The organism is Rhizobium sp. 05L419, from assembly GCF_056397845.1.
This window is the reverse complement of the sequence record NZ_JBFTOF010000010.1, coordinates 113,845-138,180: the sequence shown is the minus strand read 5'-3', so window position 1 is coordinate 138,180 and position 24,336 is coordinate 113,845. Positions and strand designations below refer to the sequence as shown.

Annotated in this window: 21 protein-coding genes; 8 read left to right on the top strand and 13 right to left on the bottom strand. The window is 60.9% G+C overall.

Features of this window, described 5'->3' with window-relative positions:
- Positions 1–203: 203 nt before the first annotated feature.
- On the top strand, positions 204–1,835 hold the full coding sequence (locus AC1DMK_RS15335) for a XylR N-terminal domain-containing protein (protein ID WP_477860101.1): 1,632 nt from the start codon (positions 204–206) through the stop codon (positions 1,833–1,835).
- Positions 1,836–1,934: 99 nt separating this feature from the next.
- On the opposite strand, the gene AC1DMK_RS15330 is transcribed toward AC1DMK_RS15335, so the two are convergent.
- From AC1DMK_RS15330 to AC1DMK_RS15320, 3 genes are all read right to left on the bottom strand, one after another.
- Entirely contained in the window at positions 1,935–3,209 is a 1,275-nt protein-coding gene (locus tag AC1DMK_RS15330; RefSeq protein ID WP_477860099.1) for an ABC transporter substrate-binding protein, read from the bottom strand.
- 35 nt (positions 3,210–3,244) lie between these two features.
- Positions 3,245–3,808, bottom strand: a complete 564-nt coding sequence (locus tag AC1DMK_RS15325; RefSeq protein ID WP_477860097.1) for an alpha/beta hydrolase — start codon at positions 3,806–3,808, stop codon at positions 3,245–3,247.
- 107 nt (positions 3,809–3,915) lie between these two features.
- Positions 3,916–4,872: a VOC family protein gene (locus tag AC1DMK_RS15320; RefSeq protein WP_477860095.1), complete on the bottom strand. Its 957-nt coding sequence runs from the start codon at positions 4,870–4,872 to the stop codon at positions 3,916–3,918.
- Between the two features lie 176 nt (positions 4,873–5,048).
- Between AC1DMK_RS15320 and AC1DMK_RS15315 the strand changes: the two genes are divergently transcribed.
- Positions 5,049–6,038, top strand: coding sequence for a LysR family transcriptional regulator (locus tag AC1DMK_RS15315; protein ID WP_477860093.1), 990 nt, complete (start codon positions 5,049–5,051; stop codon positions 6,036–6,038).
- A gap of 34 nt (positions 6,039–6,072) precedes the next feature.
- On the opposite strand, the gene AC1DMK_RS15310 is transcribed toward AC1DMK_RS15315, so the two are convergent.
- From AC1DMK_RS15310 to AC1DMK_RS15270, 9 genes are all read right to left on the bottom strand, one after another.
- Positions 6,073–6,960 carry an intradiol ring-cleavage dioxygenase gene (locus tag AC1DMK_RS15310; RefSeq protein WP_477860091.1) on the bottom strand — a complete coding sequence of 296 codons (888 nt, stop codon included), beginning with the start codon at positions 6,958–6,960 and terminating at the stop codon, positions 6,073–6,075.
- Positions 6,961–6,967: 7 nt separating this feature from the next.
- Positions 6,968–8,722: an FAD-dependent oxidoreductase gene (locus AC1DMK_RS15305; protein ID WP_477860089.1), complete on the bottom strand. Its 1,755-nt coding sequence runs from the start codon at positions 8,720–8,722 to the stop codon at positions 6,968–6,970.
- The gene (locus AC1DMK_RS15300; RefSeq protein WP_477860087.1) at positions 8,715–9,815 is read right to left on the bottom strand and encodes a branched-chain amino acid ABC transporter permease; all 1,101 of its coding nucleotides are present in this window, start codon (positions 9,813–9,815) and stop codon (positions 8,715–8,717) included. Before AC1DMK_RS15300 ends, AC1DMK_RS15305 begins: the two co-directional genes overlap by 8 nt.
- Before the next feature lie 7 nt (positions 9,816–9,822).
- Entirely contained in the window at positions 9,823–10,686 is an 864-nt protein-coding gene (locus AC1DMK_RS15295; protein WP_477860085.1) for a branched-chain amino acid ABC transporter permease, read from the bottom strand.
- On the bottom strand, positions 10,673–11,392 hold the full coding sequence (locus AC1DMK_RS15290) for an ABC transporter ATP-binding protein (RefSeq protein WP_477860083.1): 720 nt from the start codon (positions 11,390–11,392) through the stop codon (positions 10,673–10,675). The genes AC1DMK_RS15295 and AC1DMK_RS15290 overlap by 14 nt, the downstream gene beginning before the upstream one ends.
- Entirely contained in the window at positions 11,392–12,111 is a 720-nt protein-coding gene (locus AC1DMK_RS15285) for an ABC transporter ATP-binding protein (protein ID WP_477860081.1), read from the bottom strand. Before AC1DMK_RS15285 ends, AC1DMK_RS15290 begins: the two co-directional genes overlap by 1 nt.
- 64 nt (positions 12,112–12,175) lie before the next feature.
- Positions 12,176–13,456 carry an ABC transporter substrate-binding protein gene (locus AC1DMK_RS15280; protein ID WP_477860079.1) on the bottom strand — a complete coding sequence of 427 codons (1,281 nt, stop codon included), beginning with the start codon at positions 13,454–13,456 and terminating at the stop codon, positions 12,176–12,178.
- Positions 13,457–13,480: 24 nt separating this feature from the next.
- On the bottom strand, positions 13,481–14,542 hold the full coding sequence (locus AC1DMK_RS15275; protein WP_477860077.1) for a maleylacetate reductase: 1,062 nt from the start codon (positions 14,540–14,542) through the stop codon (positions 13,481–13,483).
- Entirely contained in the window at positions 14,539–15,402 is an 864-nt protein-coding gene (locus AC1DMK_RS15270) for a dioxygenase family protein (protein WP_477860075.1), read from the bottom strand. The genes AC1DMK_RS15275 and AC1DMK_RS15270 overlap by 4 nt, the downstream gene beginning before the upstream one ends.
- A 91-nt stretch (positions 15,403–15,493) precedes the next feature.
- Between AC1DMK_RS15270 and AC1DMK_RS15265 the strand changes: the two genes are divergently transcribed.
- The 3 genes from AC1DMK_RS15265 (at position 15,494) to AC1DMK_RS15255 (ending at position 17,936) form a co-directional block, all read left to right on the top strand.
- Positions 15,494–16,444, top strand: a complete 951-nt coding sequence (locus tag AC1DMK_RS15265) for a LysR family transcriptional regulator (RefSeq protein ID WP_477860073.1) — start codon at positions 15,494–15,496, stop codon at positions 16,442–16,444.
- Positions 16,445–16,682: 238 nt separating this feature from the next.
- Positions 16,683–17,156: a DUF4952 domain-containing protein gene (locus AC1DMK_RS15260; RefSeq protein WP_196246793.1), complete on the top strand. Its 474-nt coding sequence runs from the start codon at positions 16,683–16,685 to the stop codon at positions 17,154–17,156.
- 189 nt (positions 17,157–17,345) lie between these two features.
- The gene (locus tag AC1DMK_RS15255) at positions 17,346–17,936 is read left to right on the top strand and encodes a hypothetical protein (protein WP_477860071.1); all 591 of its coding nucleotides are present in this window, start codon (positions 17,346–17,348) and stop codon (positions 17,934–17,936) included.
- Between the two features lie 338 nt (positions 17,937–18,274).
- On the opposite strand, the gene AC1DMK_RS15250 is transcribed toward AC1DMK_RS15255, so the two are convergent.
- Positions 18,275–20,629 (bottom strand): helix-turn-helix transcriptional regulator, encoded by a 2,355-nt coding sequence (locus tag AC1DMK_RS15250; protein ID WP_477860069.1) that lies wholly within the window; start codon positions 20,627–20,629, stop codon positions 18,275–18,277.
- 137 nt (positions 20,630–20,766) lie between these two features.
- On the opposite strand from AC1DMK_RS15250, the gene AC1DMK_RS15245 reads away from it, so the two are divergent.
- The 3 genes from AC1DMK_RS15245 to AC1DMK_RS15235 are packed head-to-tail and all read left to right on the top strand — an operon-like array spanning position 20,767 to position 24,324.
- Complete coding sequence (locus tag AC1DMK_RS15245; RefSeq protein WP_477860067.1) at positions 20,767–21,795, top strand: ABC transporter permease; 1,029 nt, start codon at positions 20,767–20,769, stop codon at positions 21,793–21,795.
- Positions 21,795–22,676, top strand: coding sequence for an ABC transporter permease (locus AC1DMK_RS15240; protein ID WP_477860065.1), 882 nt, complete (start codon positions 21,795–21,797; stop codon positions 22,674–22,676). Before AC1DMK_RS15245 ends, AC1DMK_RS15240 begins: the two co-directional genes overlap by 1 nt.
- Position 22,677: 1 nt before the next feature.
- On the top strand, positions 22,678–24,324 hold the full coding sequence (locus AC1DMK_RS15235; RefSeq protein WP_477860064.1) for an ATP-binding cassette domain-containing protein: 1,647 nt from the start codon (positions 22,678–22,680) through the stop codon (positions 24,322–24,324).
- Positions 24,325–24,336 lie beyond the last annotated feature (12 nt).

Below are 24,336 nucleotides of genomic sequence, written 5' to 3'. Positions count from 1 at the left end.
GTGTCAAATTTCTGACTGAAATCGGAATTTCATTTGATCAAAAAACGTCAAGTACTTGAATTAAAATGGATTATTCTGACATTTTGATGCAATGCAAAATAGGCATCCGTGAATCCACTTGATGAAATCATCAGATTCACTTGACCATTTGATGAAAATCCTGAAGCTGCAACCAGCCGTTTGATGGCGTGAGAGAACATGGGATGATCGCTCCGATTGAACCATCCAAAGTGCTGGATCGCGGCGGCAATCCGACCGTTCGCGAGCTGCTGTCCAGTATCGTGTTCAACCCCAGCGATGGCATGATCAGTCTCAATGGCGCGCGCATCGTCATGCAGCGAACCGCCGTCAGCACAGAGCTCCGGCGCGAGCTCATTCGCACGCTGGGACCGCAGGAGGCGCGCGTGTTTCTCATCCGGATCGGCTTCCTTTCAGGCCGGTCCGATGCGCGTTTCGTACGGGCCAGTTGGCCCAATCTCAACGCCCGCGACGCCTTCACAGCCGGTACCCGGCTTCACACGTTCAGCGGCGTGGTGCGGGTTGAAACGGTGTTCAACACCTACGATTTCAGCAAGAAAAAGCTCACGGCCGAGTTCCTCTGGCATGACAGCGTCGAGGCAGCGGAATTTCGCCACAACCGGCCTTCTCCAGATCCTGTTTGCTGGACGCAGCTCGGCTATGCATCCGGCTATGCCAGCGAATTCTTCGACACGCTGATCGTCTACAAGGAAGTGGAATGCGTTGGTCAGGGACATAGCCATTGTCGCGTGGTCGGCAAGCATGCTGATGCATGGGGCGCTTCAGATCCCGAGGTCGCACTGTTTCGCGACCGGATCGTGGCCACACAGGAGACACCGCCACCCGAACCCATGCGCAAATCCGGCGCCCGCTTGCCTGAAGTCTCTCTCAGCGGGTTGGACCGGATGCTGCTCGCCCCTGTCCTGCCTCAACTCGACCTGCTAGCGCCCATGGCGCTGCCGGTTCTTATATCTGGGGCCTCGGGCACCGGCAGGAGCCGGGCGGCGCATTACCTTCATCGTGCGTCGGCGACGCAGGCGGTGGAGATGCGGCGGATCTTCGGCGCGCAGGTCAATCTTGAATTCTGCGCCGAGATCGCGTTGCCCCGTAAAGGTACCAAGCGAAATGCCGGACGGGAGACAATCCTGATCGATGGCGTTGAGACCATTCCGGCCGACATTCAGTTGCAGCTCGCGCGCTCGATCGAAGATGGAATTCTCATCGGCGGGCCGCGCATTGTCGCCCTGTCGGAGAAAGGCCAGACGGCCAGCTTTCCCGGCCTATCGCCCGAACTCCGGGCGGCCCTGTCGGCATTGTCAATCCGTCTGCCGGCCTTCGCAGAGCGAACCGGCCAGCGTGCTGACATCGCGATGCAACTGTTGTCGATGCTTGCCACCCGGATGGGTATGGAGGCACCGATTTTGGACGATGCTGCAACGAGGCTTGTCGAGGACCATAGCTGGCCGGGCAACCTCCATCAGATGCGCGGCGTGCTAAGCGCAACGCTCGCAAGCCATTCGAACCCAGGTCCAATCACCGCGCAGGAAATTGCAACGCAGCTCTCGCGCCTTGCCAACCCAATGCCCATGGCCGGCAAGGCGGTCAAAGATGGTGCATTCGTGTCGTCCCTGCTCGAAACTATGATGGGGGCGCAGGAATTATCTCTCCCCGATTTCGAGCAATCGGTCTATAGAGCGGCGCTCGAACGCGCAGGCGGAAACCTCTCGGCTGCCGCGCGCCTTCTCGGCCTAACGCGTCCCCAGCTTGCATATCGTGTCAATGGGCAAAACGATCCCAAGCAAGAAAAGACCGTTTGAGCCGGTTCCAACGCTCGCCGTCTGATGCATCAGCTTCAGTTCGAAGATCCAGCCGGGGCTCGCAGCCCCGCTGGCAACGATCCTCACGTGCTCTACCGTTCAGTTCAATGGTTCCATCGTCCCACCGACGGGAATGAAGGTTGCGGTCTTGTTGTCGACGATGACCAGTTCGAATTTCCCGTCCGGCTGACGACGCCACTGACCACCGACCAGCGGCGTCTTGGCGACGTTCCTGGCCGCAAACGGCGGCAAGCCCGCACCGTTCCATTCGACGCGGCCGACGACAGTGTCGGCCTTGGATGCCCCGATCGCGGCCGCAACCGCTTCGGCATCGGTCACGTCGTCGACCCTGCCCATCACGTTCGCCGCCATTTCGAACAGCGAGTGAATAAAGCCGATCGGCTGGGTCCACGGCCTGCCCGTCCTCGCGGTAAACTCGGCCGCCAGATCCGCCGACGACTGGCCGGTTATCGATGACTTGAAGGGATGGCTGGCTGACCACCACACTTCCGACGAGAGATTATGACCGTTCTTGCCGAGCGCTTCCACCGATTGCGGAAACAGGATCGCCTTGGCGACCGTCACGGCTTTGGGCGTCAGACCCTGTTGCTTGGCTTGGTTCCAGAAGGTGGTGAAATCCGGCGGGATCACCACGCCGGTGATGATCTGGGTGCCGGCGCCCTTGAAAGCGTTGATCTGGGCGGTGAAATCGTCGCTCAGATTCTGGTAGCGGCCGGGATCGTTCAATTCAAACCCCGCAATCGCCAATCCCGGTTTCAGTCCATTGTGGGGATCGCCCCAGGCATTGCCGTCTGCGTCGTTCGGGAACAGGCCGCCGACCTTCCTGTTGGTTTCAAGCTGCGCCCACATATTCGTGTAGACGGCGATGACGTCTTCGAGACCCCAGAAATAGTGGTAGGCGAAGTTGAATGGTTTCCAGGATGCCGGGTCGCCCGGGTTGCCCTGCTGGCCGATGAACCAAGGCTGCCAGGGCGCCTTCGTCGAGATGCAGGGGATTTCCTCCGCCTCGCAGGTGGTCGCGACCGGATTGGTGTTTTCCGGCGTGGACGCCACCAGCATCAAATCGATCCTGTCGGAAACGATCAGCTCTTTGGCGACTTCGGCGGCGCGGTTTGAATTTGACTGGCTGTCCTTGACGATGATCTCGAAATTCTTGCCGACATCGGTCGCAAGGAAGCGACCGATGTTGAACTTGTCGCTTTCGGCGAAGGCAGCGAGCGGGCCTGTCTGCGGGCTGACATAGCCCAGTTTGATCTTGACGTTCTTTGATATCGCCGGCGTCGCAAAGACACCGAACGTCGTCCCCACCGCAGCGGCGGCGGTACCTTTCAGAAGTGTTCTTCGCTTCATCATGTTTTTCTCCCACCATGACACAGTCGAATGCGTGACTATCCGGCAACCGGCCGGAACGGTTTTCTGCCGGAAGCCAGCGTCGACAATATCTCGTCGAGCTGCGCCACCTCCGTGTCGGATGCTTCATGTGCCCTGTCGGGAAAGATGTCGCAGCGCAATTCGGCGCGTGCCTTACCGAGCGCTTCCGCAGCCCCGGCGAAGGCCTCGACCGGTATCCACGGATCCTTGTCGGAGCCCGTGAGATAGACCGGCATGCGGTCAAGATCGGCGAAAGGCCGGTCGCAGGTCGGCGTGCCGACACGGCAACCAGTCAGGTTCACCATCGCTCCATCCCAAGGCCCATATTTCATCGCGTATTCCAGCGTCAGGCAGGCGCCCTGGCTGAAACCGCCGACGAGCATCGGAAGAGGCCGTCCGCCATCCCGGGCGAAATCGGCTACGATCTGGCGAACATGGATCAGCGAAGCGTCGAGCTGGCGGCGCGCAGCATCCGTCAGCGGATCGATGGCGCGGGCGTCGTACCAGCTATTGCCCGCCGCGCGCGGTAGCACGAAAGCGATACCGGCGGTCTTGAGCCTGCCGATCACTTGTTCGCGCATGTCCTCGGGCGCTTGAGTACGCCCGTGGACGAATACGCAAAGGACCCTGGCCTCCCCAGGTGGCACCCCCAGGCGCAATGGAACATCATGCGTCGCCATAGCGCTGCTCAGAAGTTGGCCGGTTCGAGCCCGGCGATTAACTCCGCCCTGCGATCCTCGAACCAGGGAGGGAATACAAGCGTGGTGCCGATCTTGCCCGGGGGCTCGTCGAGCGCCCAGCCGCCTTCGACCGACCAGGCGATTTCGAACAGTGCGCCGCCCGGCGAACGGACATAGCAGGACTTGAAATAGTTGCGGTCCTTCTGGTCCGAAACATCGGTAAAACCAAGACCTTCGAGATGCGCCTTCAGCTTCAGCTGATTTTCCTCATTGCCGGTGTTGAGCGCGAGATGGTGGATCGTGCCCCCGGCGAGCGTCCAGGTTCCCTGGCGATCGTTCGGTTCGTGCAGAATCTCGACCATGCTGCTTGGACCCGCCGTGTTCGGCACCGAGAACATCAGCCCCTCCTCGCTGTCGGCCTCCTTCTTCATCGACATGCCGACGGTGAGGAAGTCGTCCATCGACGTGCGGTCGAAAACGGCGATTGCCACCCCGTAAATGCCCTTGATGCCATGCTGTGCATCGACGCCCTGTGCCTCGTTGACGATCGAGGGACGTGTATCGGCCGGGCTTTCCACCAGCTCGTGCGGAATGCCGCATGGATGCTTGAAGTCGACCCGGCTCAAGCCGAAGCGGCTGAACGTCTTTGCCTCGATGCCCTTGGAATTCAGCCGGTCGACCCAAAATTCCGACGCCCCGACGGGGATGGCTTGCTGGATGATTTTCGACTGGTTGGTACCGCGCCGCCCGAAGATCGCCGGCTTGCGGAAGGGAAAGGTGGTGATGATGGTCGAGGCATCGCCATCGCGCGAGCCGTAATACAGGTGATAGACCGGAACGCTGCCATCAAACAGCACGGTCCGCTTCACCGAAAACAGACCGAGTATCTTGGTATAGAAATCGTAGTCTTCCTGCACGCCGTCGGTGCTGAGCGTCAAATGGTGATATCCGCTGACAAAAGCCATCGCCCTGTTCTCCTCCTCAAGGACTTCGTCCAATCTCCGGCACGTCTCCCACGTGTCGCCGCGACAACCGCACTGCTGCGTGCCGGTCTATCGTAGCGCTTCCAGAGATGGGCAGACTATACACACCCCACACGCCCTCTTGTTGCGATTACTCATAACCATTATAGCAATTTGCTATGAAGTTAGATGAACGACATCTCGTCCAGCTGGCCGCCGTCATCGAAACAGGCGGGGTAACCGAGGGGGCCGCCCTGCTCGGCATGACCCAGTCGGCCGTGTCGCGCACGATCTCGATGCTCGAAAAGCGGATCGGCGAACAGCTCTTTATCCCGGGGCGCCGGCCGATGCAGCCGACGCCTCTCGGCGAGCAATTGGGCCAACAGGGCAAGGCCATCCTGTCATCCTCGAGAAAGGCGGACGAGATCATCCGCAGCTTCAAGTCCGGCTCGTCAGGGCGCGTCCGGCTGGGTGGTGTTCCCTTCTTCATGGATGCCGTGATCTCGCCGATGGTCGCCTCCTTTTACCGGAGTGAACCGGGGATCATGATTGATCAGTCCTACGGCAATTATCCCGATCTGATGGCGGGTCTGGAATCCGGACAGATTGATCTTGCCGTGACACCGACCGGCGMATCGGATCTCAGGGCGGATTATGCGTTCGAACCCATTCTCTCGGCTCGCAACGTGCTGGCCTGCAGCGTCGGCCATCCACTCGTACACAAGCGGACCATCGCCATAGAGGACATCGTCCACTACCCCTGGGTGGCGCCCTTGCCGGGTTCCCCGCTGGTTCTCGATCTCCACAACATCCTGCTGACGCTTGGCATACCCGAAGTCTCGATCCGCTATGCCGGCGGATCGCTTCTCAGTGTCATCAACTACCTTACCGGTACCGATGCGCTGGCCATCCTGCCGCTTTCCGTCGCCTTTTGCTTCCGCCGCGAAAGCAAGATCACTGTCATCCCGCTCGACATTCCCCAGCCCGAGCGCGCGCTCGGCATCATGACCAAGCGCAAACCCTATGCCAATCCCGCGAGCCGCAAGTTCATCGGTCATCTCCGGCGGGAATTCTCCGAGCTGCGCCGCATGATCGAAAAACACGATAGCTCCATTCCCTGGGCGCACGGGCCTTTCCTTGCCGAACGCGACCGCAAGCCGATGGCTTGAAAAGTGAAATGGCCGCCGGACCGGATGCCGAGCCTCATGTCTCTCCCTTCTTGGCCAGGACAAAATCATGGTCCACATCCCAGAAATCACCGGCAAAACCGTATTCCCGAGCGCGTGCCGGATCATGCGCCCTGTTGAACTTGGCCAGCAGGCTTTCCTTCACGCCAAACACCGCATCCGAGTTGATATAGGGATCGTCGGGATCGAAGATGTGGGTGGTGAGCGTCTCATGACCGTCGGCCTTGATGATGTAATGCAGATGCGCCGGGCGGTAGGGATGGCGGCCGAGCTGGCCCAGCAACTGCCCCACGGGACCATCGTGCGGGATCGGATAGTATTTCGGCTTGACGGCGCAGAACCAGTAGCGGCCGTCCGGCCCGGTGCGGAAAATGCCGCGCAGGTTGAAATCCGGCTGAATCCCTTTCTGCTGGACATCGTAGAATCCTTCGTCATTGGCTTGCCAGACATCGATGACGGCGTTGGCGATCGGCTTGCCGTCCGTATCCAGAATACGGCCCTCGATGAACATGTCCTCGCCCTTGGCATCGAGGCAGATATTGGCGCCCATCGGCAGTTCCGGCGCGTCGGCAACGTGGAAGGGGCCGAGAACCGTGCTCTCCGATGCACCGGACGGCTTGCGGTTGTTGATCGCATCCACCAGCATCGAGACGCCCAGCACGTCCGACAGCAGGATGTATTCCTGACGCCACTCGTTGCAGGTCTGGCCCGTCCGGGTCAGAAACAGGATCGCCTGCATCCATTCGTCCTGGGTCGGCTCGATCTCCTTGACCGCCTCGTGCAGCTTGCGGGTGATGACCTCCATCACCCGTTTCAGCCGCTCATCCTTCGCATTCCGATTGCGGCCGGTAACGACCACGACGGAATCGTCTTCGGTGAAAAAGCCTTTTTCGTGCGCTCCCATGATCATCTCACTTGTTCAGGATGGAGTTGAGGACACGGCGGAGTTCAGCTTGCGGATCGGCAACCATCCCTTCGACACGCCAGGCGACATGATGATCGGGCCGAACCAACAAGGCGCCCGAATCACGGATTTCACGCACGTTGGCCCAGTCACCGATAAGGTCCTGCCATTCCTGACGCGGTCCAATCTTGTGGACGGCGATCCTCATGGCGAATGCCTTGCCCAGCGACCTTGCGGCCTCGACCCAGCCATCGCCGCCGATCCCCGTCAGCACGGTAAAGACACCATGGCCGGTGAGATCCAGCGTTGACACCTTTTCTCCGTTCTGGCCGAACAACCAGGCATGCGGCAGCCGGGCGCCAGGCCAGGTGGTGGGCTGGAAATGCAGTTCGGCGTCTTTCTCGAACGCCGGTTCCGGCTGGCCATCGGTGACAATTGCGTTCGACCTGTAGCGCTGGTTCATCTCGACACCATGCGCATCGAATTCATAGACCTTGGAGGCAATCGCCTTGCGGATGGCAACGCGCTGCAGTTCGGCAGTGTCCGTGTCATCGCAGCGGGCATCCATATTCTGCTGCATCTTCACCGGATCGACGGAGTCCAGCAGACCGAGCGCCTTGAAGATCGGTCCAAACTCCTCGATAGACTTGTTGGCGCGGGTCACGATCTGCTTGGCGATCGGCGCGCGCTCGGTGTCGTAGCTGTCGAGCAGCCCTATGCCTGCCTGTCCCTTCAGCACCATCGCCAGCTTCCAGGCCAGATTGAAGCTGTCCTGGATCGAGGTGTTGGAGCCCAGACCGTTCGAAGGCGGATGGCGGTGGATCGCATCGCCCGCGCAGAACACGCGGCCGCTGGCTGTTTTCGTCGCATACATGTTGTTGACCGTCCAGGTCGAGACGGACTTGATCCTCGGCGTCAGCTCCTGATCGCCGACGAGGTCGCGCACCACCTTGATGGCGAAATCGTCGCTCACTTCGGGCGCTGGCTGGTTGATGTCGTAGCCCCAGACGATCAGCCATTCATTCCAGGGGCGCACCATGCGCACCAGTCCCATGCCGATGCCGCCGACATCGGCACCCGGCTGCAGCACCCAGTATAGTACCGACGGGCGGTGGGCGACGTGGCGCGACAGATCCGCCTCGAACAGGATGTTCATCGAACCGCCGACGCCCATCTTGCCCTCATAGGTCAGGCCCGCATGTTCGGCGACCTTGGAGTTGCCGCCATCGGCACCGACCAGGAACTTTGAGCGTATGGTGATGTCCTTGTTTGTCAGCCGGTCGCGGCAGGTGGTGGTCACGCCATCGGCATCCTGGACATGGCTGAGATATTCCGTCGACATGCGGGCCTGCGTGCCACGCGAACAGGCCGTCTTGAAGAGCAGCGGTTCCATGAAGGTCTGCGGCAGGTCGTTCATGTGGCTTGGCGACGAAAGCTGGTGCTCGGCACGCGACAGCGGATGTTTGCCCCAGCTCTTCATCCGGCCGATCTCTTCGCCGGTCAGCGAGGTGCAGAAGACGTTCTCGCCCATCAGATCCTGCCCGGTGGCAAACATGTAGCCTTCGTCTTCCACGTCGCGACCGAGGTCGCGCAGGACTTCCATCGTGCGCTGGTTGGTGATGTGGGCACGCGGCGTGCTGGCCAGCCAGCGGTAGCGGTTGATGACCATGTTCTCGATCCCGTAGGTCGAGAGCAGCGCCGCGGTGGCGGATCCCGCCGGTCCTGTGCCGATGATGAGTACGTCGGTGGTGATGTCAGCCATGCGGCCCTCCCTTGATGTCTTGTGAATTCGAAATGTCCAGAGCCCCGCCCTTGAGGATGCGGCGGACGGGAAAGAGCTGGATTCCGGTGCGCGCCGAGAACAAGCCCCAGAGCCCCCGGGGCGCAAACAGCATCGTTGCGATAGCGATCGTACCCAGTATCAGCAGGTACCAAGAGCCAAAGTCGGCCAGCAGGTGCTGCAGCAGGAAGAAGACGATGACGCCGACGATCGGCCCCTCGATCGTACCGATGCCACCGATCACCACGATGAAGATCACATAGGCCGTCCAGTCGAGAAGCGAGAATGCGGCATCCGGCGAGATTCGCTGCTTCTGAACATAGATAAGCGCGCCCGCCATGYCGGTAATGAAGGCGGTCGCAAGGTAGACCAGAGCCTTCATCCGCAGTGCATCGACGCCGACGGCACGCGCTGCCTGCTCATTGTCGCGGACGGCCGCGAGACCGAGCCCCTGCTTGGAGCGCAGAAGACGGTAGATGAAGCTGATCGAGGCAACCGTCAGGATCAGCGCCAGCCAATAGGTGAGGGCGTCCCCGGCCTGCGCCGACTTCATGCCGAACGTATTTTTGAGGAGATCGATACCGGCCATGTCGCGGATCGCCTCCCGTGGTAGAGATGTTCCGGTGCCGCCACCCAGCGCCTTCCATTGGGCGAAGAGAAGGCGGCCGACCTCGGCAATCACCCATGTGCCGATGGCGAAGTACGGCCCATAGAGCCGGAAGGTGAAGAACGCCGTCGGCACGGCAACCAGCGCGGCAAACAGTCCCGCCGCCAGAATGGCGACCAGGGGATCGAGCCCCGCCAGCGTCACGACCGCGAACATCGCATAGGCGCCGCAGCCGACGAACAGTTGTTGGCCGACCGAAATAAGCCCGGCATACCCTGCCAGGAGGTTCCAGCACTGCGCCAGAACCAACATCGTCAGGATAAAGAAAAGGTCCTGGATTGCCCCACGCGAAACCAGGAATGGGGCTGCCGTGGCCACCACGACGACCAGCGCGGCTACGCCCGCGAATGCCGAGGATGTCCTTGTGCGGGTCTCGACGTTGAATGCCTGTCGGGGGAGAACGGTCATCGGCACCTCAATCAACCGCGCGCGGAAACAGGCCGCGCGGCTTGAACAACAAGACGAGCAGGAAAGCAAGATGACCGCTGAGGATCTGCCATTCCGGATTGATGGCGGCGCCGAGCGTCTGCGCGACGCCCAGGATGATGCCGCCGGCGAGCGTGCCCCACAGCGAACCGAGCCCGCCGATGATAACTGCTTCGAAAGCATAGATCAGTCGCGCCGGTCCCGATGTCGGGTCGAAATTGGCGCGTGTCCCGAGATAGAGCGCAGCGATCGTCACCACCACCATGGCAAGCCCGGTGGCAAGCGCGAAAATGCGTTTCGGCTGGATGCCCATCAGCCCGGCTGTGACCGGATCGTCCGAGGTGGCGCGGAAGGCGCGGCCCACGGACGTGCGGTAGATCAACTGGTTGAGCATGACGATGATCAGGATCGCCGAGGCAAAAGTCAGGACCGGCATGACGCCGGCGTTTACCGGGCCTAGCGGGATGGACGCGGTTTCAAGCCATCCTGCCGATATGCGCCGGCTGTCGGCGGTGAAGCCTTCGAGCAAGCCGTTCTGGATGACAATGGACAGACCGAACGTCACCAGCAGCGGCGGCATCATGTCCTTGCCAAGGGTCCGGTTGAGCAGATGGAACTGCAGTAGCCAGCCGGTGGCGAACATCAACGGCGCGGCAACCAGCGTGGCGACGAAGGGATGGAGGCCGAGGGCGGATACAAGAACGAGAATCACGAAGGCGGCGAGAACGATCAGGTCGCCATGGGCAAGGTTGACCAGCCGCATGATGCCGAAGACGAGACTGAGGCCGGCCGCAAACAGCGCATAGAGACCGCCGAGCAGCACGCCCTGGAGGAGGGTATCAAGCAGGTTCATGACCATCCGCTCCAAAATATGCCTTGTGAATGGCGTCGCGATGCAGATCCTGCGGCTTGCCGGTGAGCATGATGCGTCCCTCCATCATGCAATAGACCCGATCGGCGACCTTGAGCGCCTGGGCGATGTCCTGCTCGACAACGACAATCGCAGCACCGGTCTCGCGGATGCGGGGGAAGGCTGCGTAGATGTCGCGCACCACGACCGGCGCCAACCCGAGGCTGATCTCGTCGCAAAGAAGCACATCCGGGTTGGACATCAGCGCGCGACCGATCGCCACCATCTGCTGTTGGCCACCGGAGAGCGCGGTCGAAGGCTTGTGGCGGCGCTCCCTGAGAATCGGGAACAGATCGTAGATGGTTTCGAGGGTCCAGGGACCTGCGACCTTGCGGCCATAATTGCCGACCAGCAGGTTCTCCTCGACGCTCAGAGACGGAAACAGCCGACGGCCTTCCGGCACCATGGCGATGCCCCGGCCCATGACATCTGGGGCGGCCAGCGCCCCGATCGGCTCGTTGCGATAGAGAATGGAGCCCGGATCATTTCGAAGGATGCCCGCAATCGAGCGCATCAGCGTCGTCTTTCCCGCACCGTTGGCGCCGATGATGGCGATGGTCTCGCCTTGCTCGAACACGATGTCGATGCCGAACAGCGCCTGGAAATCGCCATAGAAAGCCGTGAGTGCACGCGTTTCGATCAGGCTCATCAGACCTCGATCCCCAGATAGATCTCCTGCACATCCTTGGACGCCATGATCTCCTCAGGCTTGCCGATACCGATCACCTTGCCGAAGTGCAGCACCAGTAGCCGCTCGACCACGGAATTGAGCGCATGCAGCACATGCTCGATCCAGATCACCGCGACCCCCTTTTCGTGAACGCCGCGAATGGTGGCAACCAGCGCCCGGCATTCACCCTCAGTCAGGCCCCCCGCGATTTCGTCGAGCAACAGCAGTTTCGGGTCGGTTGCCATGGCGCGGGCCAGTTCCAGCCGCTTTCTTTGCAGAAGCGACAGGCTGCCGGCGGTGGCGTTCGCCCTGTCGATCAGCCCCGTTTCGATCAGGATCTCGGCGCAGCGGTCGGTCACTTCGCCTTCGGTTTTTTGCGCTCCGAAGGCTCCGGCGACGATCAGGTTCTCGAACACGGTCAATTGTTCGAAAGGCTGTGGAATCTGGAAGGTCCTCCCTATGCCGGCAAAGCAGCGCTGCATCGGCGGCGCAAGCGTCACGTCGCGCCCCTCGAACCGGATTGTGCCGCAATCGGCGGCGATATTGCCGGTGAGCAGATTGAACAACGTCGATTTTCCGGCGCCGTTCGGGCCGATGATGCCGAGCGCCTCGCCTTTGCCGACGGCGAACGAAATCTGTTCGGCGACAGTCAGCGCACCAAATTTTTTCGACACTCCGTCCAGCTCAAGAATCGGCATGCATCTCTCCCGGGGTAGAAGGGCCGCCTCCTTGCGGCCCCTTGCTGGCACTATCTGGCCACGGTCAGGCGATCGCTTCCATCCTGCCGCCAAGCGGCACGTTCGTGGCCAATCCATTCTCGACCACGACGAGATCGTAGCCGCCGCCGTTTCTGAGCCGCCACTGACCGCCGACGAGCGGCGTCTTGGCGACATTTTTGGCGGCAAAGGGCGGCAGGTTGCTGCTGCCCCAGGCGATCGGGCCGACCAGTGTGTCGAGCCTGGTCTCGCCGATCGTCTTTGCGACGGTTTCGCCATCGGTGGGATCGCCGGCACGCTTCATGACATCGACGGCAAGCTCGAACAGCGCATGCGCAAAGCCGATCGGCTGCGTCCAGGGACGGCCGGTGGCCTTGGTAAAGGCGTCCGCCACCTGCGCAGTCGTCTCGCCTGTCAAGGAGGACTTGTACGGATGACTAGGTGTCCACCAGACTTCGGTCGAGAGATTGTGGCCGGCCTCGCCCAGCGATTCCACCGTTTGCGGGAACAGCAGAGCCTTGCCAATCGAAGCCACCTTCGGCTTGAAGCTCTGCTGCTTGGCCTGGTTCCAGAAGGTCGCCAAATCCGGCGGGATGACGACTCCGGTGACGATCTCCGCATTCACCTGCTTGAAGGCGTTGATCTGTGCCGAAAAATCATCGGACAGGTTCTGGAAGCGGCCGGGATCGGTCAGGGTATACCCGAGCTTTTCGAGTACAGGCGGGAAGCCTACGACCTTATCGCCCCAGGCATTGCCGTCACCATCGTTCGGGAAGAGGCCACCGACCTGCTTGTTGGTTTCGACCTGCGCCCACATGCCGGTGAACACCGCAATGACATCCTCCAGCCCCCAGAAGAAATGGTAGGCGAAGTTGAAGGGTTTCCACGACCCCGGATCGCCGGGATTGGCCTGCTGGCCAATGAACCAGGGTTGCCAGGGCGCCACGGTGGAAATGCAGGGCATTTCCTCGGCCTCGCAAGTGGTCGAGACCGGGTTGGTGGTCTCCGGCGTCGAGGACACGAGCACAAGGTTGACCTCGTCGGTGACAATCAGTTCCTTGGCCACCTCGGCCGCGCGGTTGGGGTTGGACTGGCTGTCCTTGATCACGACCTCGTAGTTCAGGCCCATCTTCTTGGTGGTGGCCAGAAAGCTGTCAATGACGAATTTGTCGGCTTCGCCGAAAGCGGCAAGCGGACCGGTCTGCGGGCTGACATAGCCGAGCTTGACGGGTGCAACCTGGGCGATGGCGGGCATCGCAAGGCCTGATGTCGCCGCGAATACACCGGTGGCGGCCGTTTGCTTCAGGAATTCACGTCTTGTTGTCATTGTGCTCCTCCTCCCGAGAGTTCGCTATGATGTCGGCCGACTGCCTTCCCATGCATGCTGCAAGAGTTCGCGGATCGACCGCTTGTCGATGGGCCGCGGATTCCAATAGGGGTTCTCGACGGCGATCTGGCTTGCCCGGTCGAGATCGGCCTCGATCAATCCCAGGTGCTTTAGGGCGATTGGTGCACCGATCGACTTGGCAAAATCCCACAGCCCGCCACCCACGGAATCGCCGAAAATCTCCGCCACCGGAGACAGGAGTTCGGGTACTGCAACAGCGTTGAATGCGGCGGTGTGCGGCAGCATGATCGCATGGGTTTCGGCATGCGGCGTATCGAACGCACCACCCAGCGTGTGGCAGATCTTGTGATGCAGTGCCATGCCGACAGTGCCGAGCACCGTGCCGCAGAGCCACGCGCCGTAAAGTGCGTCGGTGCGCATAGCAAGGTCGCCGGGTGCCGCCACGATTGCCGGCAGCGCAGACTTGAAGGCACGTAGCCCCTCCACGGCCATCAGGCTGGAGATCGGGTTTCGGTCCTGCGCATAAAGCGCCTCCATCGCATGGGCCATGGCGTTCAGCCCCGATGTGACCGAAAGCCCGACCGGCAGGCCGGTGGTGAGAGCCGCGTCATAGATCACCACGTCAGGCAGAATCTTCGGGTCCTTGATCGTGGTCTTGCGCCCGCCTTCGGTCTGGCCAAGGATTGATGTCACTTCGGAACCGGCATAGGTGGTGGGAATGACGATCTGTGGCAGGTCGGTGCGGTAGGCGATCGCCTTGCCCAGGCCGGTTGTCGATCCGCCGCCGAGTGCGACGACGCAATCGGCACGGCTCTGGCGAACCACCTCCATGGCCGCTTCGGTGACGTCAACCGGCGTATGCATCACAGCACCCGTAAACACGCCGGCCGAAAGCGGGCCAAGCCTTGCAGCCAACGCTTCGGCATCCGCTTTCTGATGCGGCGTGGAAAGCACCAGGGCGCGGCCGCAACCGAGATTTTGGATCCACTCACCAGCGGCCTGGCTACGTCCTTCGCCGAAAACGATGTGCGCGGCGCTACCCTGATAGTTGAATTTGCGGCTCATGCACGTCCTCCGTTTCTCGACCGTGCCATGACAAAGGTCATGTCTGTCTTCCAGCCGCTGCCGGTCTGCTCAAAGTCGAGCACGAGGTCCTGCTTGACACCGAAGATCGCATCCTCGTCGAGATGCGGATCGTTGGCGTCATAGATGTGGGTGGTGATCGGCTCGAAACCCGACGCCTTGACAATGAAATGCAGATGCGCGGGGCGCCGTAGCGGATAACCCGCCTGCTTGAGCAGTATGCCGACAGGCCCATCGTCCGGCACGCCATAACCGGAGGGCCGCACCGTCGAATAGCGAAATCCGCCGTCGCTGTCGGTCTTGAATATGCCGCGCAGATTGAATTCCGGCTGCATGTCGGGCTGCTGGTTCTCGTAGAACCCCAGCGCATTCGCCTGCCATGTCTCGACCATTGCACCTGGAATCGGATGGCCATCGAGATCGTGTACACGCCCTGACACCAGAAGCGGCTCCCCAGCCCTGTCGAGCGAGATCGAAGCGCCAAGCGGATATTGCGGAGCGTCCTTGCGATAGAAAGGGCCGCGCACAGTGTTGGGTGTCGCGCCTTTCGGTCGGCGGGAATTGATTTCCTCGACGAGCGCCGAGGCCCCGAGGAGGTCCGACAGCAGTACCCATTCCTGGCGGCGTTCGTCGCAGGCATGCCCCACGTCGGTCAGAAATGCGATGACGCGCTTCCAATCCTCGGGCGTCGGGCGAAATTCCTTAATCAGCGCATGGAGGTGTTGCACGGCCGCCGTCAGGATTTGCGGCAGCGGCTTCAACTCGGTACTGGCAAGGCGTTGCGCGAAAATGTCAGCGGAGTTGCTCTCGCTGAAACTTGGCGCCGAGTTCCCCGGCCGCATATTCTCCTCCAAGATAATGTCCTGGAGCGACACTAGCAAAACAGATCTGGTGCGTTGATGATTTTATTGCCATTCTGTATAACGATTTGTTATGAAAATCGACGAGCGCCATCTTGTGCAACTTGCCGCTGTGGTCCAATCGGGCGGGGTCACCGAAGGTGCCGCCCTCCTGGGGTTGGCGCAGCCGGCCCTATCGCGCACGATATCCCTGCTTGAGAAGCGAGTCGGCGAACCGTTGTTCGTCAAGGGCAAACGACCGCTGCAACCGACGCCGCTCGGCCGCGCGCTTGCCGAACATGGCAGCGCCATACTCGCCGCAGGCCGCAAGGCCTCCGATACGATCGATAGCTTCCGCGTCGGCAATAGCGGCATTGTCCGGGTCGGCGGTACGCCGTTCTTCATGGATGCCCTGATCGCACCGATGATCGCGGAGTTTCAGACCCGTCATCCGGATGTGAGGATTGATCTTACCTATGGCTATTTTCCAGATCTTCGCGCAGCACTGCATGCCGACCAGATTGATCTCGCGATCTGTCCGATCGACATTCTTGACGAAGGATCAGGCCTAGCCTTCGAGCAGGTCCTTCCCGGTCGCAACGTTGTCGCCTGCAGCATCACTCATCCGCTGCTGCTGAAGAGACGGCCGCAGCCTTCGCATTTGCTCGGCTATCCTTGGATAGCGCCGCCGCCGGGCAGTCCACTCATGTCCGACCTTCGCGGCATGTTGCTGTCCTTCGGTGCAACCGAGATCAAGATCCGCTATTCCGGGGGGTCTTTGATGAGCGTCGTCAATTTTCTCAAGACATCGCAGGCATTGACAATCATGCCACACAGCGTCGTCTTCGCGCTCCGCAGCGAGAAATCGATCACGGCCTTGCCGGTAACGATCCCGCATCCCGAACGCGCGCTCGGGCTCCTCAAGCGCGCCGATGCACTTCGGATACCGGCCATCGACCAGTTTGCGCGTTTCATTGGTGCATCCTTTGGGGATCTGAAATCTCTCATAAAACGACACGAGCAGTCCGTCGTTTGGGGAATGTAGTCGGTGCAGGATCTCGGTCCGGGAAACGCTGCGTCGAACTGCCTGATCCAAATTGTAGGCCCGCTGTTCGAATCCCTTCCTCCCCTTATACCGCAGCGGTTTGCTCGCGGGACCATTTGCCGTTGTCAGGATTTCTTCTAGTGTGCATCCCGTTGGCTCTCGGGGGAGTTGGCATCTCTGCCGATGGCGACCATGCGCATTACGGCTTGAAATGATATGCCCCACAAGTGGAATGACCATGGCCCGGATTATCACTGCTATCCTCATTGTGACGCTGCTGAAGAGCGTTGGGCCGGCCGCCCTTCCGGACAGCGCCTCTGCTGGCGAGCGCACGGGGCCGGCGGATGTGACGGTGTGCGGCGACATTCTGCTTCGGTTTGAGCACAAACCGCGGCGGCTCGATTTCCTCGGTTGCCGGATGGATAAGGTGTACGGTCTCAGGGCTATCGTCAGCGACTATCGGGTCGAAGGTCGCTATGCCGAGCCGATCGAGCACTATTTCGTCAAGGCGGCCAACATGCCCGTTCTCCGCTTCGCCTGTTGCGGCTGGGACTCGATCGGGACTGCGCGCCGCGACGGTTGGCTGCAAGATGGTGCGGCATCTTATCAGATCTCAATGACGTCTGGCGAAACCCTGCTCAGACGACGCGAAGATTGGCCGAGGATTCCGTGGTTCAAGGTGACGGTGATCCGCTACCTCGAAGAGCCATAGAGTCAGGTAAGGTTTCCGCGACAATCCTGCCAACAAGAAGGGGTAGGAGACCTGCGCGAGTGTCTGGAGTGGCGTGTTGATCTGTGATTCTCGTGAGGGCAGTTCGCATCAAGGCGATGCTGCATTGAGCCGGTTGTCGTCCGCCTGCAAGTCTGTTCAACATGAGGGATGCAAAGTCGAACACAGGTGATGATTCAGGAGCGATGGGACGCAGTTGGTTGGCAAACTGCCGCCCTGCGTCCGAAAGATGCTTTCGGCCTTCTCCTCCATTGGTCCGTCCACCCGGCTTCTGTCGACGAAGGAGTACCAGAAACGGTCAAGCAGATCGTTGCCGCAACGATCGCTTCCCTTGGTCCCGTCGCGTTTCGAATTTTCTTCGAGCACACACTGTCTCCGATGACCACCATCATACCCGCGCCTCTCAGGTCCTTTCCTTTGAGAATCATTGAGCGACTGACCCGCCGGTGGCCTGCCGATCTTGCCATCGCCACAACGACACCCGATGTGCAGGAACTCTTCGAACAGCAGTGGCAGGTGCAGGGGCAGATCGCCCTTGTTTTATGTGCGTCGTTGCCTAAGTGGGATTGTCTTGAAAGGTTACGCCGGGTCAGGGATTGGAGCAGGCAGGTGTTCCCGCCGGAAGCCCTGCTATTGATCGCTCCCGCAGTCGACGGCGATGGCCTGCTTCTTGCCGGAAAGGATCGCGAGATCCTGGCCGACGTTTTGAAAACACTATCCTCGGCATTTCATAACGCTGGGGTCGACGTGAAAATAGTGTAACAGGCTCAGACAATGCGCGCCGACGACACACGCATACCGATAACGCAAAGTATGCAAATGCACGATCTTTACATACTGCCATTCGCGTAAGCGCTGCCATTGACGTGGCGACAGTGGCACCGTCTCAAGATTGTAGACGTCATCGGCGCATTGGCGCCGATCATACGAGACCTAGTGGGAAACCGGGATCCCTATCCACGCCCGACATCCCATCTCACCATTGTCGCGAGCTGCGAGAGGCCGCGATGTTGGTGTGGAGTGAGATCGCCCATCTTGAGGTCGCTTGATCACCGACATAGTGCGACCCGCGTCGCGCCGAACGCGAGCCTCGCCTGATGTCAGAGCCATCCCAATGCAATTGCCGCACGAACCGCTTCCGCCCGCTTGTTGCAACCGAGCTTGCGGAAGAGATTTCCGAGGTGAAACTTTACCGTCACCTCGGAAATGCTGAGCGTGTCGGCAACGCTTTTGTTCGACATGCCGCTGGCGATCAACTGCAGCATCTGCGCCTCGCGCTGCGACAGCCCACCATGCAGCGCGCGCGCCTGTGGCGAGTTCACCGATGCGGCAAAGATCGTCAGAGCGGTGCGCACATCGGAGGAGGTTTCGAGAAGGGTTCGGATGCGCCGGTTCTTCAAAAGCGGCGACAGGAATATCCGCTCCTCGGACAGCACGCCATTGCATCCGAGCCGTGTCGCATCCTCCAGTGCAGACAGGATGTGTGAGCGCGCTGCGGCATTGTCGCGGCGCTGGTGTGCGGCGTAACTCTGCCAGAGCTGCAATGCCACTTTTTCCCGGTTCGTGACGCTGGGGTTTGCGATCAGCGCCTGAAGTTGGCGGGAGAGATAGGGTCGCGGCGTCCAGAGCCGGACATTGTCTCGCAGCCAAGCCATGACGTAGGATATCTCGTCGCGCCGCGTCAGCCGCGTCAGCTCATCGGTCGCGCTTTCGATCCAGTGGCGGCCGATGGGCATTCGCACGGCTGAAAGCGTCGCGGCTGCGTCGTGCCAGCGATTGGCGTTCTGGTAGGCAATCGCAGTTCGGATCTCCATCATGGCATGGAACTGGAGACGCTCCGACAAGTGGATCCACAGGCCATCGAGAAAGCCGGGCCGGATCATCATCGGAAAGTGATCGGCCAGGACCTGCGAGGCGTAATGCAGCGCGAACTGCATCAGGCTCGGCCAGATTTCGGCGGCGGCGAAATTGTCGAACTCGTTCTGGACGAAATCGACGAGATCACGCGGCCGGCCGGATTCATAGGCGACACAGGCCTCCGCCAGTCGAAGCATGCGGAACTCCTGTTCGGCCTTGTGCGGTACCTGCTCCAGTCTCGCCCGGGCTTCCTGAGCGGCACGCCGCGCCAGCAGTGCGTCGCCACTCACCAGACGCAACACGACCTGATGCAGGTGAATGAAGAATTCGAGCAGCGGCTGGCCGCCCATCTTGCGCAGGTAGACAAGGGCCCGGGCCGCGGCCGCCTCCGCCTCACGGAAATTGCGGCGACGGATCTCGAATTCGAGCAGTGCATTGTAGTAGGCCGCCCACTTGCCGTAGTCGCCCAGAGGATAATCCGCCATGAATTCGCCGAGGCGGGCGATCATCGCGTCGTTCGGGGTCAGATCTTCGCCGATCATCAAATTGAGCCGGAAGGTCCGGGCCGCGAAGGAAAACCGCGAGCCGCCGGACAGGACCTTGAACGCGTCTAGATAGTCCGATCCCAGATGCCGGCTGACAAGGTGACGAACGCGCTGCAGTTCGCCCTGCTTCAGCAGCGTGCGCGTGACGGCAAGCAGCACCGTCTCGTTGGTCGCGATCGTTTCGGGCGAGAACCGCATGATGATGTCGCGAAACGCTGTCAGGCTGCTTCGGTAGATGAGCTCCCGGCCATGAGCGCGTTCGAGAATCTGCGCGGCGTGCGTCTCATGGCCGTGGTCCAGCAGGAGGGCCATGGCGTCCAGCGAACGCCCTGCCTTTTCAAGTGCTGCGGCGACCTCGATCACGGCGCCTTCGGCCTCGAATGTCTTGAGGCGCTCATCGATGGCAATGGCCAGCAGCCGCAGCAGCTCGGGATGCCGTTGCGGCGCCTCCGTCAGACACGGCGGCAACAGGGAAACCCAATCGGAAGCGGGAGAGGCAGACGGGGTCTCGAGCCAGATCGAGACGGCTGTCGTCTGCCCGGGAGAGAGGTGGCTCAAGAAGGTCTCGCGCAGATAGTCGACGCACACTCTCTCGTCAGGACAGGCGGCAAGGGGCAGAAATGCTGGCCAGCCGGCATAACCGTCAAACAGTTGCCGGGCTTGCTCGGTTGGAAGCGCGCGCAATTCGTCCTCACCGAAGGCCATGTCGCGGGCATCAAGGGTCGCGGAGCCGCCATGCAGGATCTGTCGCGCCAATCCGCTGATGCGCTGATCAGGGCGGCAGGCGATCACGATGTGCCTTGCAACATCGAGGACCTGGGCGGAAAGCCGAGCGGACCTTGCGGATATGGGCACATCCCACAACAGCCAACCGTCCTGTACGTCATTGACGCGCGGCTGCGGCAAGATGCAAACCGGCCTGTTCAACGCCTTCGCAGCCATCTGCAAAGCGACGGTTTTGCCGGCGCCGGCGGGCGCGCGCAGAAAGATCACGGCCGCGGTTTCACTAGTGATCCGGTGGCAAAGCCGCGGGCGCGGCAAAAGCATGCTCATGGCCGTTCCATATGCCAGGATTAGTCAAAAACCTATACCAATTTTTAGAAAAACTATACTTCCCGTCGGTTGCCTGACAGGGGAGGCCGTTAGATTGTCAGGCTTCACGCAGACGATCCAAAAGGAACCTTCACCGGATGCAGCAGAACTCGCTGGTCGCGATCGTGACCCGGCTAGGCACGTTCGTGCTCGTCATGATCGCCCTATCCATGATGATCTTCGTGCTGGCGCGCGTCGTTCCAGGCGATCCGGCACGCATGGCGCTCGGTCCGGCGGCAACTCAGGAACAGGTTGAGTCGTTGCGCCTGCAAATGGGCCTCGATCAGCCGCTGCCGTTGCAGTATCTCGACTATGTCCGCAAGGCGCTGCATGGCGATCTCGGCATGTCGCTGGTCTCTCAGCGTCCGGTGACCACAGACCTCTCCCAGACCGTGCCGGCAACGGTCGAACTGGTGCTCGTCTCCGTCATTTTCATGTTCATCGTGGCGATCCCGCTCGGCGTGATCACCGCGCACTACAGAAATCGGACCGTGGACTACATCGGCCGCTTTCTGTCGCTGACCGGCGTTACGATCCCGAGTTTCCTGTTCGCGATCACCATGCAGTTGCTTGCCGCCCGCTACCTGACCGGCTGGCCGATCATCGGGCGGATCGATCACGGGCTGAACTGGCAGGGCGGACCGACAGGCTTCCTTTTAGTCGATGGTGTCCTTGCCGGACGCTTCGACGTGGTGGGCAACGCGCTTCAGCATCTGGCGTTGCCGGCATTCGCGTTGTCGATGGCAGGCATCGGACAGATCACCCGCATCACCCGCTCGTCGATGATCGAGAACCAGCGCAAGGACCACGTGCTGACGCTCAAGAGCTTCGGCGTGCCGGAACGCGTGATCATCTTCCGTTACCTGCTGAAACTGTCTTCGATCGCACCGCTCACGATCATGGGGCTGGAATTCGCCTCGCTGATCGGCAGTGCCTTCGTCATCGAGATGGTCTTTGCCTGGGGCGGCTTTGCGTCCTACGGGCTGACCTCCATCCTTCAGAAGGATCTGAACGCGGTAACCGCCGTGGTGCTGGTCGCCGGCCTTTTCTTCATCGTTGCAAACCTCATCGTCGACGTCGTGATCTCGATCATCGACCCGCGACTGCGCCGCAAGGAGGCTCGCTGATGGCCGAAATGAAAATGCTCGACGCATCCGACCGTGGGCTGAGCGCCGGCTACATGGTCTGGTACCGCTTCAGCCGCAATCCGGCGGCCGTGATCGGCACGCTGATCCTGCTCTCGATCGTCATCCTGGCCATCTTCGCTCCCTGGCTGACACCCTATCCGAAGCATGTCGGCGCAGTCGTCGATTTTCGAGCACGACATCTGCCGCCCGATGCGGCACACTGGTTCGGCACTGACAAGGCCGGTCGCGACATCTTCTCACGTACGGTTTTCGGGCTCCGGGTCTCACTGATCCTGGTTGTCGGTGTGCTCGGAATTTCGGTTCCGGTCGGTACCGTACTCGGGCTGATCGCGGGCTATTTCGGCGGCTGGGTGGAAAAGCTGATCACCGGCCTGACCAATGTCATGCTCGCCATGCCGCCGCTGGTCATGGCGCTCGCGGTCTCCAATCTGCTTGAGCCGACGCTCACAAATGCGATGATTGCCATCACGCTCCTATGGTGGACCTGGCATGCGCGACTGATCTACTCGGTGTCCAAATCGATCGCGTCGGAGGATTATATCGAGGCGGCGCGTCTGGCCGGTGCCGGACCGTTCCACATCCTTTTTCGGGAAATCCTTCCCAACTGCCTCTCCGTTATCTCGGTCAAGACGACGCTCGATGCCGCCTTCGTCATCCTGTTCGGTGCGACGCTCAGTTTCCTCGGGGTCGGCGTCAAACCACCGACCCCGGACCTCGGCTCCATGGTGGCAGACGGCCGGCAGTTCATGCCCGATTTCTGGTGGGAGGTACTCTGCCCGGGTGCGGTGGTCTTCTACGTGACGCTCGGGTTCAACCTGCTGGGCGACGGCCTTCGCGACATGTTTGATGTGGAGAGCTGAGATGGTCGAACCGCTTCTGAACGTAGACAGCCTCAACCTCTCCTTCGCCACCTATGGCCGCAGCCGCCAGGTGTTGCGCGATGTTAGCTTCATGGTGTCAGCCGGCGAGCGTGTCGCCTTGATCGGCGAGACGGGTTCGGGAAAGTCTGTGACGGCCAAGGCAATCATCGGCACGCTGCCGAAGAACGCGACAATCACGGCCGGTACAATCAGCTTCGCGGGACAGGATGTGCTCGCCATGCCGCGTGCCGAGCGCGAGGCTTTGAAAGGCACTGCCTTCTCGCTGATCATGCAGGACCCGTTGTCGTCGTTCAACCCCGTGTTCAAGATCGGAACCCATCTCGATGACGTGATGCGGTTTGCCGACAGGCGAAATGGGATCGTCTCATCGAAGGCGGAGCGACGGGTTCGGATCGCGGCTGTTTTGCGTCGGGTGCAACTGGCCGACGGCGACCGCATCATGAATGCCTATCCGTCCGAACTGTCGGGCGGCATGCGCCAGCGCGTGCTGATCGGCCTTGCGCTGCTGCACCAGCCGAAGCTTCTGATTGCCGATGAACCAGGCACCGCGCTCGATGTGACGACGCAGGACGAAATTCTCAACCTCATCAACCAATTGGTGAGGGAGGAGAACATGGCGCTGCTGATGATCACCCACAATCTCGGCGTCGTGCGTAAGGTGGCGGACCGGGTGGTCGTCATGCATCACGGCGATATCGTCGAGACCGGTCCCTGCGCCGAGATCCTGAGCAGCCCCAGGGAGGTCTATACCAAGGCTCTGCTGGAGGCTGTGCCGCCACTTTACGGTCCGCGCGTTGTCGACCTGCCGCCTAGCGACCGGTTGCCGATCGTCACGATCAGGGGACTGAACAAGGTCCACGGCAAACGTCCGGGGTTCCATGCCATCCGCGACGTCGACCTGACGCTGCGCGAAGGGGAGATCTTCGGTCTCGCTGGCGAATCCGGCTCGGGAAAGACCTCGGTCGCCCGCATCATCATGGAGCTTTCGCGTGCCACATCGGGCACGGTCGAGATCGATGTACCTGCGCCGGGACGTGATCGTCGTGTGACCCAGATCGTCTATCAGAACCCGGGCACCTCGCTAAATCCGAAACGCACCGTCAGACAGACACTCGGTCTGCCGCTGAAATCGATCGGCATGGATTCCGGTGCCAGTGAGATGCGCATGCATGAATTGTTGGAACTCGTGCGCCTGCCGCAGTCCTATCTGGCGAGGTATCCGCACGAACTGTCGGGCGGTCAGAAACAGCGCGTCGCGATCGCCCGCGCGCTTGCCGCCGAACCGAAGATACTGATCCTCGATGAGCCGACCGCGGCACTCGACGTGTCGGTGCAGAAAACGGTGATCGAGTTGCTGGTGCAACTGCGCCAGGATCTCGGTCTGACATATCTGATGATCTCGCATGATCTGTCGCTGATGCGAAACTTCTGTTCGCGCATTGCGGTGATGCTGCGCGGCGAGATCGTCGAGGAGGGCGTGACGTCCGAGGTCTTCGCCGACCCGAAACACCCTTACACACGCGCGCTGATCGCCGCGATCCCCGTCGTCACCGATGCGGAAGAGCGACTGAAGCCCGCCGTAACCGAGGAAGAGCGAACGCGCTTCCTCGTGAAAACAACAGCATGAATGAGGAGGCAC

Excerpts from the sequence above, each read along its gene's own strand:
- AC1DMK_RS15295 (WP_477860085.1), bottom strand. The coding sequence starts at position 10,686 with ATGAACCTGCTTGATACCCTCCTCCAGGGCGTGCTGCTCGGCGGTCTC.
- AC1DMK_RS15250 (WP_477860069.1), bottom strand. The coding sequence starts at position 20,629 with ATGAGCATGCTTTTGCCGCGCCCGCGGCTTTGCCACCGGATCACTAGT.
- AC1DMK_RS15260 (WP_196246793.1), top strand. The coding sequence starts at position 16,683 with ATGGCCCGGATTATCACTGCTATCCTCATTGTGACGCTGCTGAAGAGC.
- AC1DMK_RS15265 (WP_477860073.1), top strand. The coding sequence starts at position 15,494 with ATGAAAATCGACGAGCGCCATCTTGTGCAACTTGCCGCTGTGGTCCAA.
- AC1DMK_RS15275 (WP_477860077.1), bottom strand. The coding sequence starts at position 14,542 with ATGAGCCGCAAATTCAACTATCAGGGTAGCGCCGCGCACATCGTTTTC.
- AC1DMK_RS15235 (WP_477860064.1), top strand. The coding sequence starts at position 22,678 with ATGGTCGAACCGCTTCTGAACGTAGACAGCCTCAACCTCTCCTTCGCC.
- AC1DMK_RS15335 (WP_477860101.1), top strand. The coding sequence starts at position 204 with ATGATCGCTCCGATTGAACCATCCAAAGTGCTGGATCGCGGCGGCAAT.
- AC1DMK_RS15320 (WP_477860095.1), bottom strand. The coding sequence starts at position 4,872 with ATGGCTTTTGTCAGCGGATATCACCATTTGACGCTCAGCACCGACGGC.
- AC1DMK_RS15310 (WP_477860091.1), bottom strand. The coding sequence starts at position 6,960 with ATGGGAGCGCACGAAAAAGGCTTTTTCACCGAAGACGATTCCGTCGTG.
- AC1DMK_RS15255 (WP_477860071.1), top strand. The coding sequence starts at position 17,346 with ATGATTCAGGAGCGATGGGACGCAGTTGGTTGGCAAACTGCCGCCCTG.
- AC1DMK_RS15280 (WP_477860079.1), bottom strand. The coding sequence starts at position 13,456 with ATGACAACAAGACGTGAATTCCTGAAGCAAACGGCCGCCACCGGTGTA.
- AC1DMK_RS15285 (WP_477860081.1), bottom strand. The coding sequence starts at position 12,111 with ATGCCGATTCTTGAGCTGGACGGAGTGTCGAAAAAATTTGGTGCGCTG.
- AC1DMK_RS15330 (WP_477860099.1), bottom strand. The coding sequence starts at position 3,209 with ATGATGAAGCGAAGAACACTTCTGAAAGGTACCGCCGCCGCTGCGGTG.
- AC1DMK_RS15325 (WP_477860097.1), bottom strand. The coding sequence starts at position 3,808 with ATGCGCGAACAAGTGATCGGCAGGCTCAAGACCGCCGGTATCGCTTTC.
- AC1DMK_RS15290 (WP_477860083.1), bottom strand. The coding sequence starts at position 11,392 with ATGAGCCTGATCGAAACGCGTGCACTCACGGCTTTCTATGGCGATTTC.
- AC1DMK_RS15270 (WP_477860075.1), bottom strand. The coding sequence starts at position 15,402 with ATGCGGCCGGGGAACTCGGCGCCAAGTTTCAGCGAGAGCAACTCCGCT.
- AC1DMK_RS15245 (WP_477860067.1), top strand. The coding sequence starts at position 20,767 with ATGCAGCAGAACTCGCTGGTCGCGATCGTGACCCGGCTAGGCACGTTC.
- AC1DMK_RS15305 (WP_477860089.1), bottom strand. The coding sequence starts at position 8,722 with ATGGCTGACATCACCACCGACGTACTCATCATCGGCACAGGACCGGCG.
- AC1DMK_RS15240 (WP_477860065.1), top strand. The coding sequence starts at position 21,795 with ATGGCCGAAATGAAAATGCTCGACGCATCCGACCGTGGGCTGAGCGCC.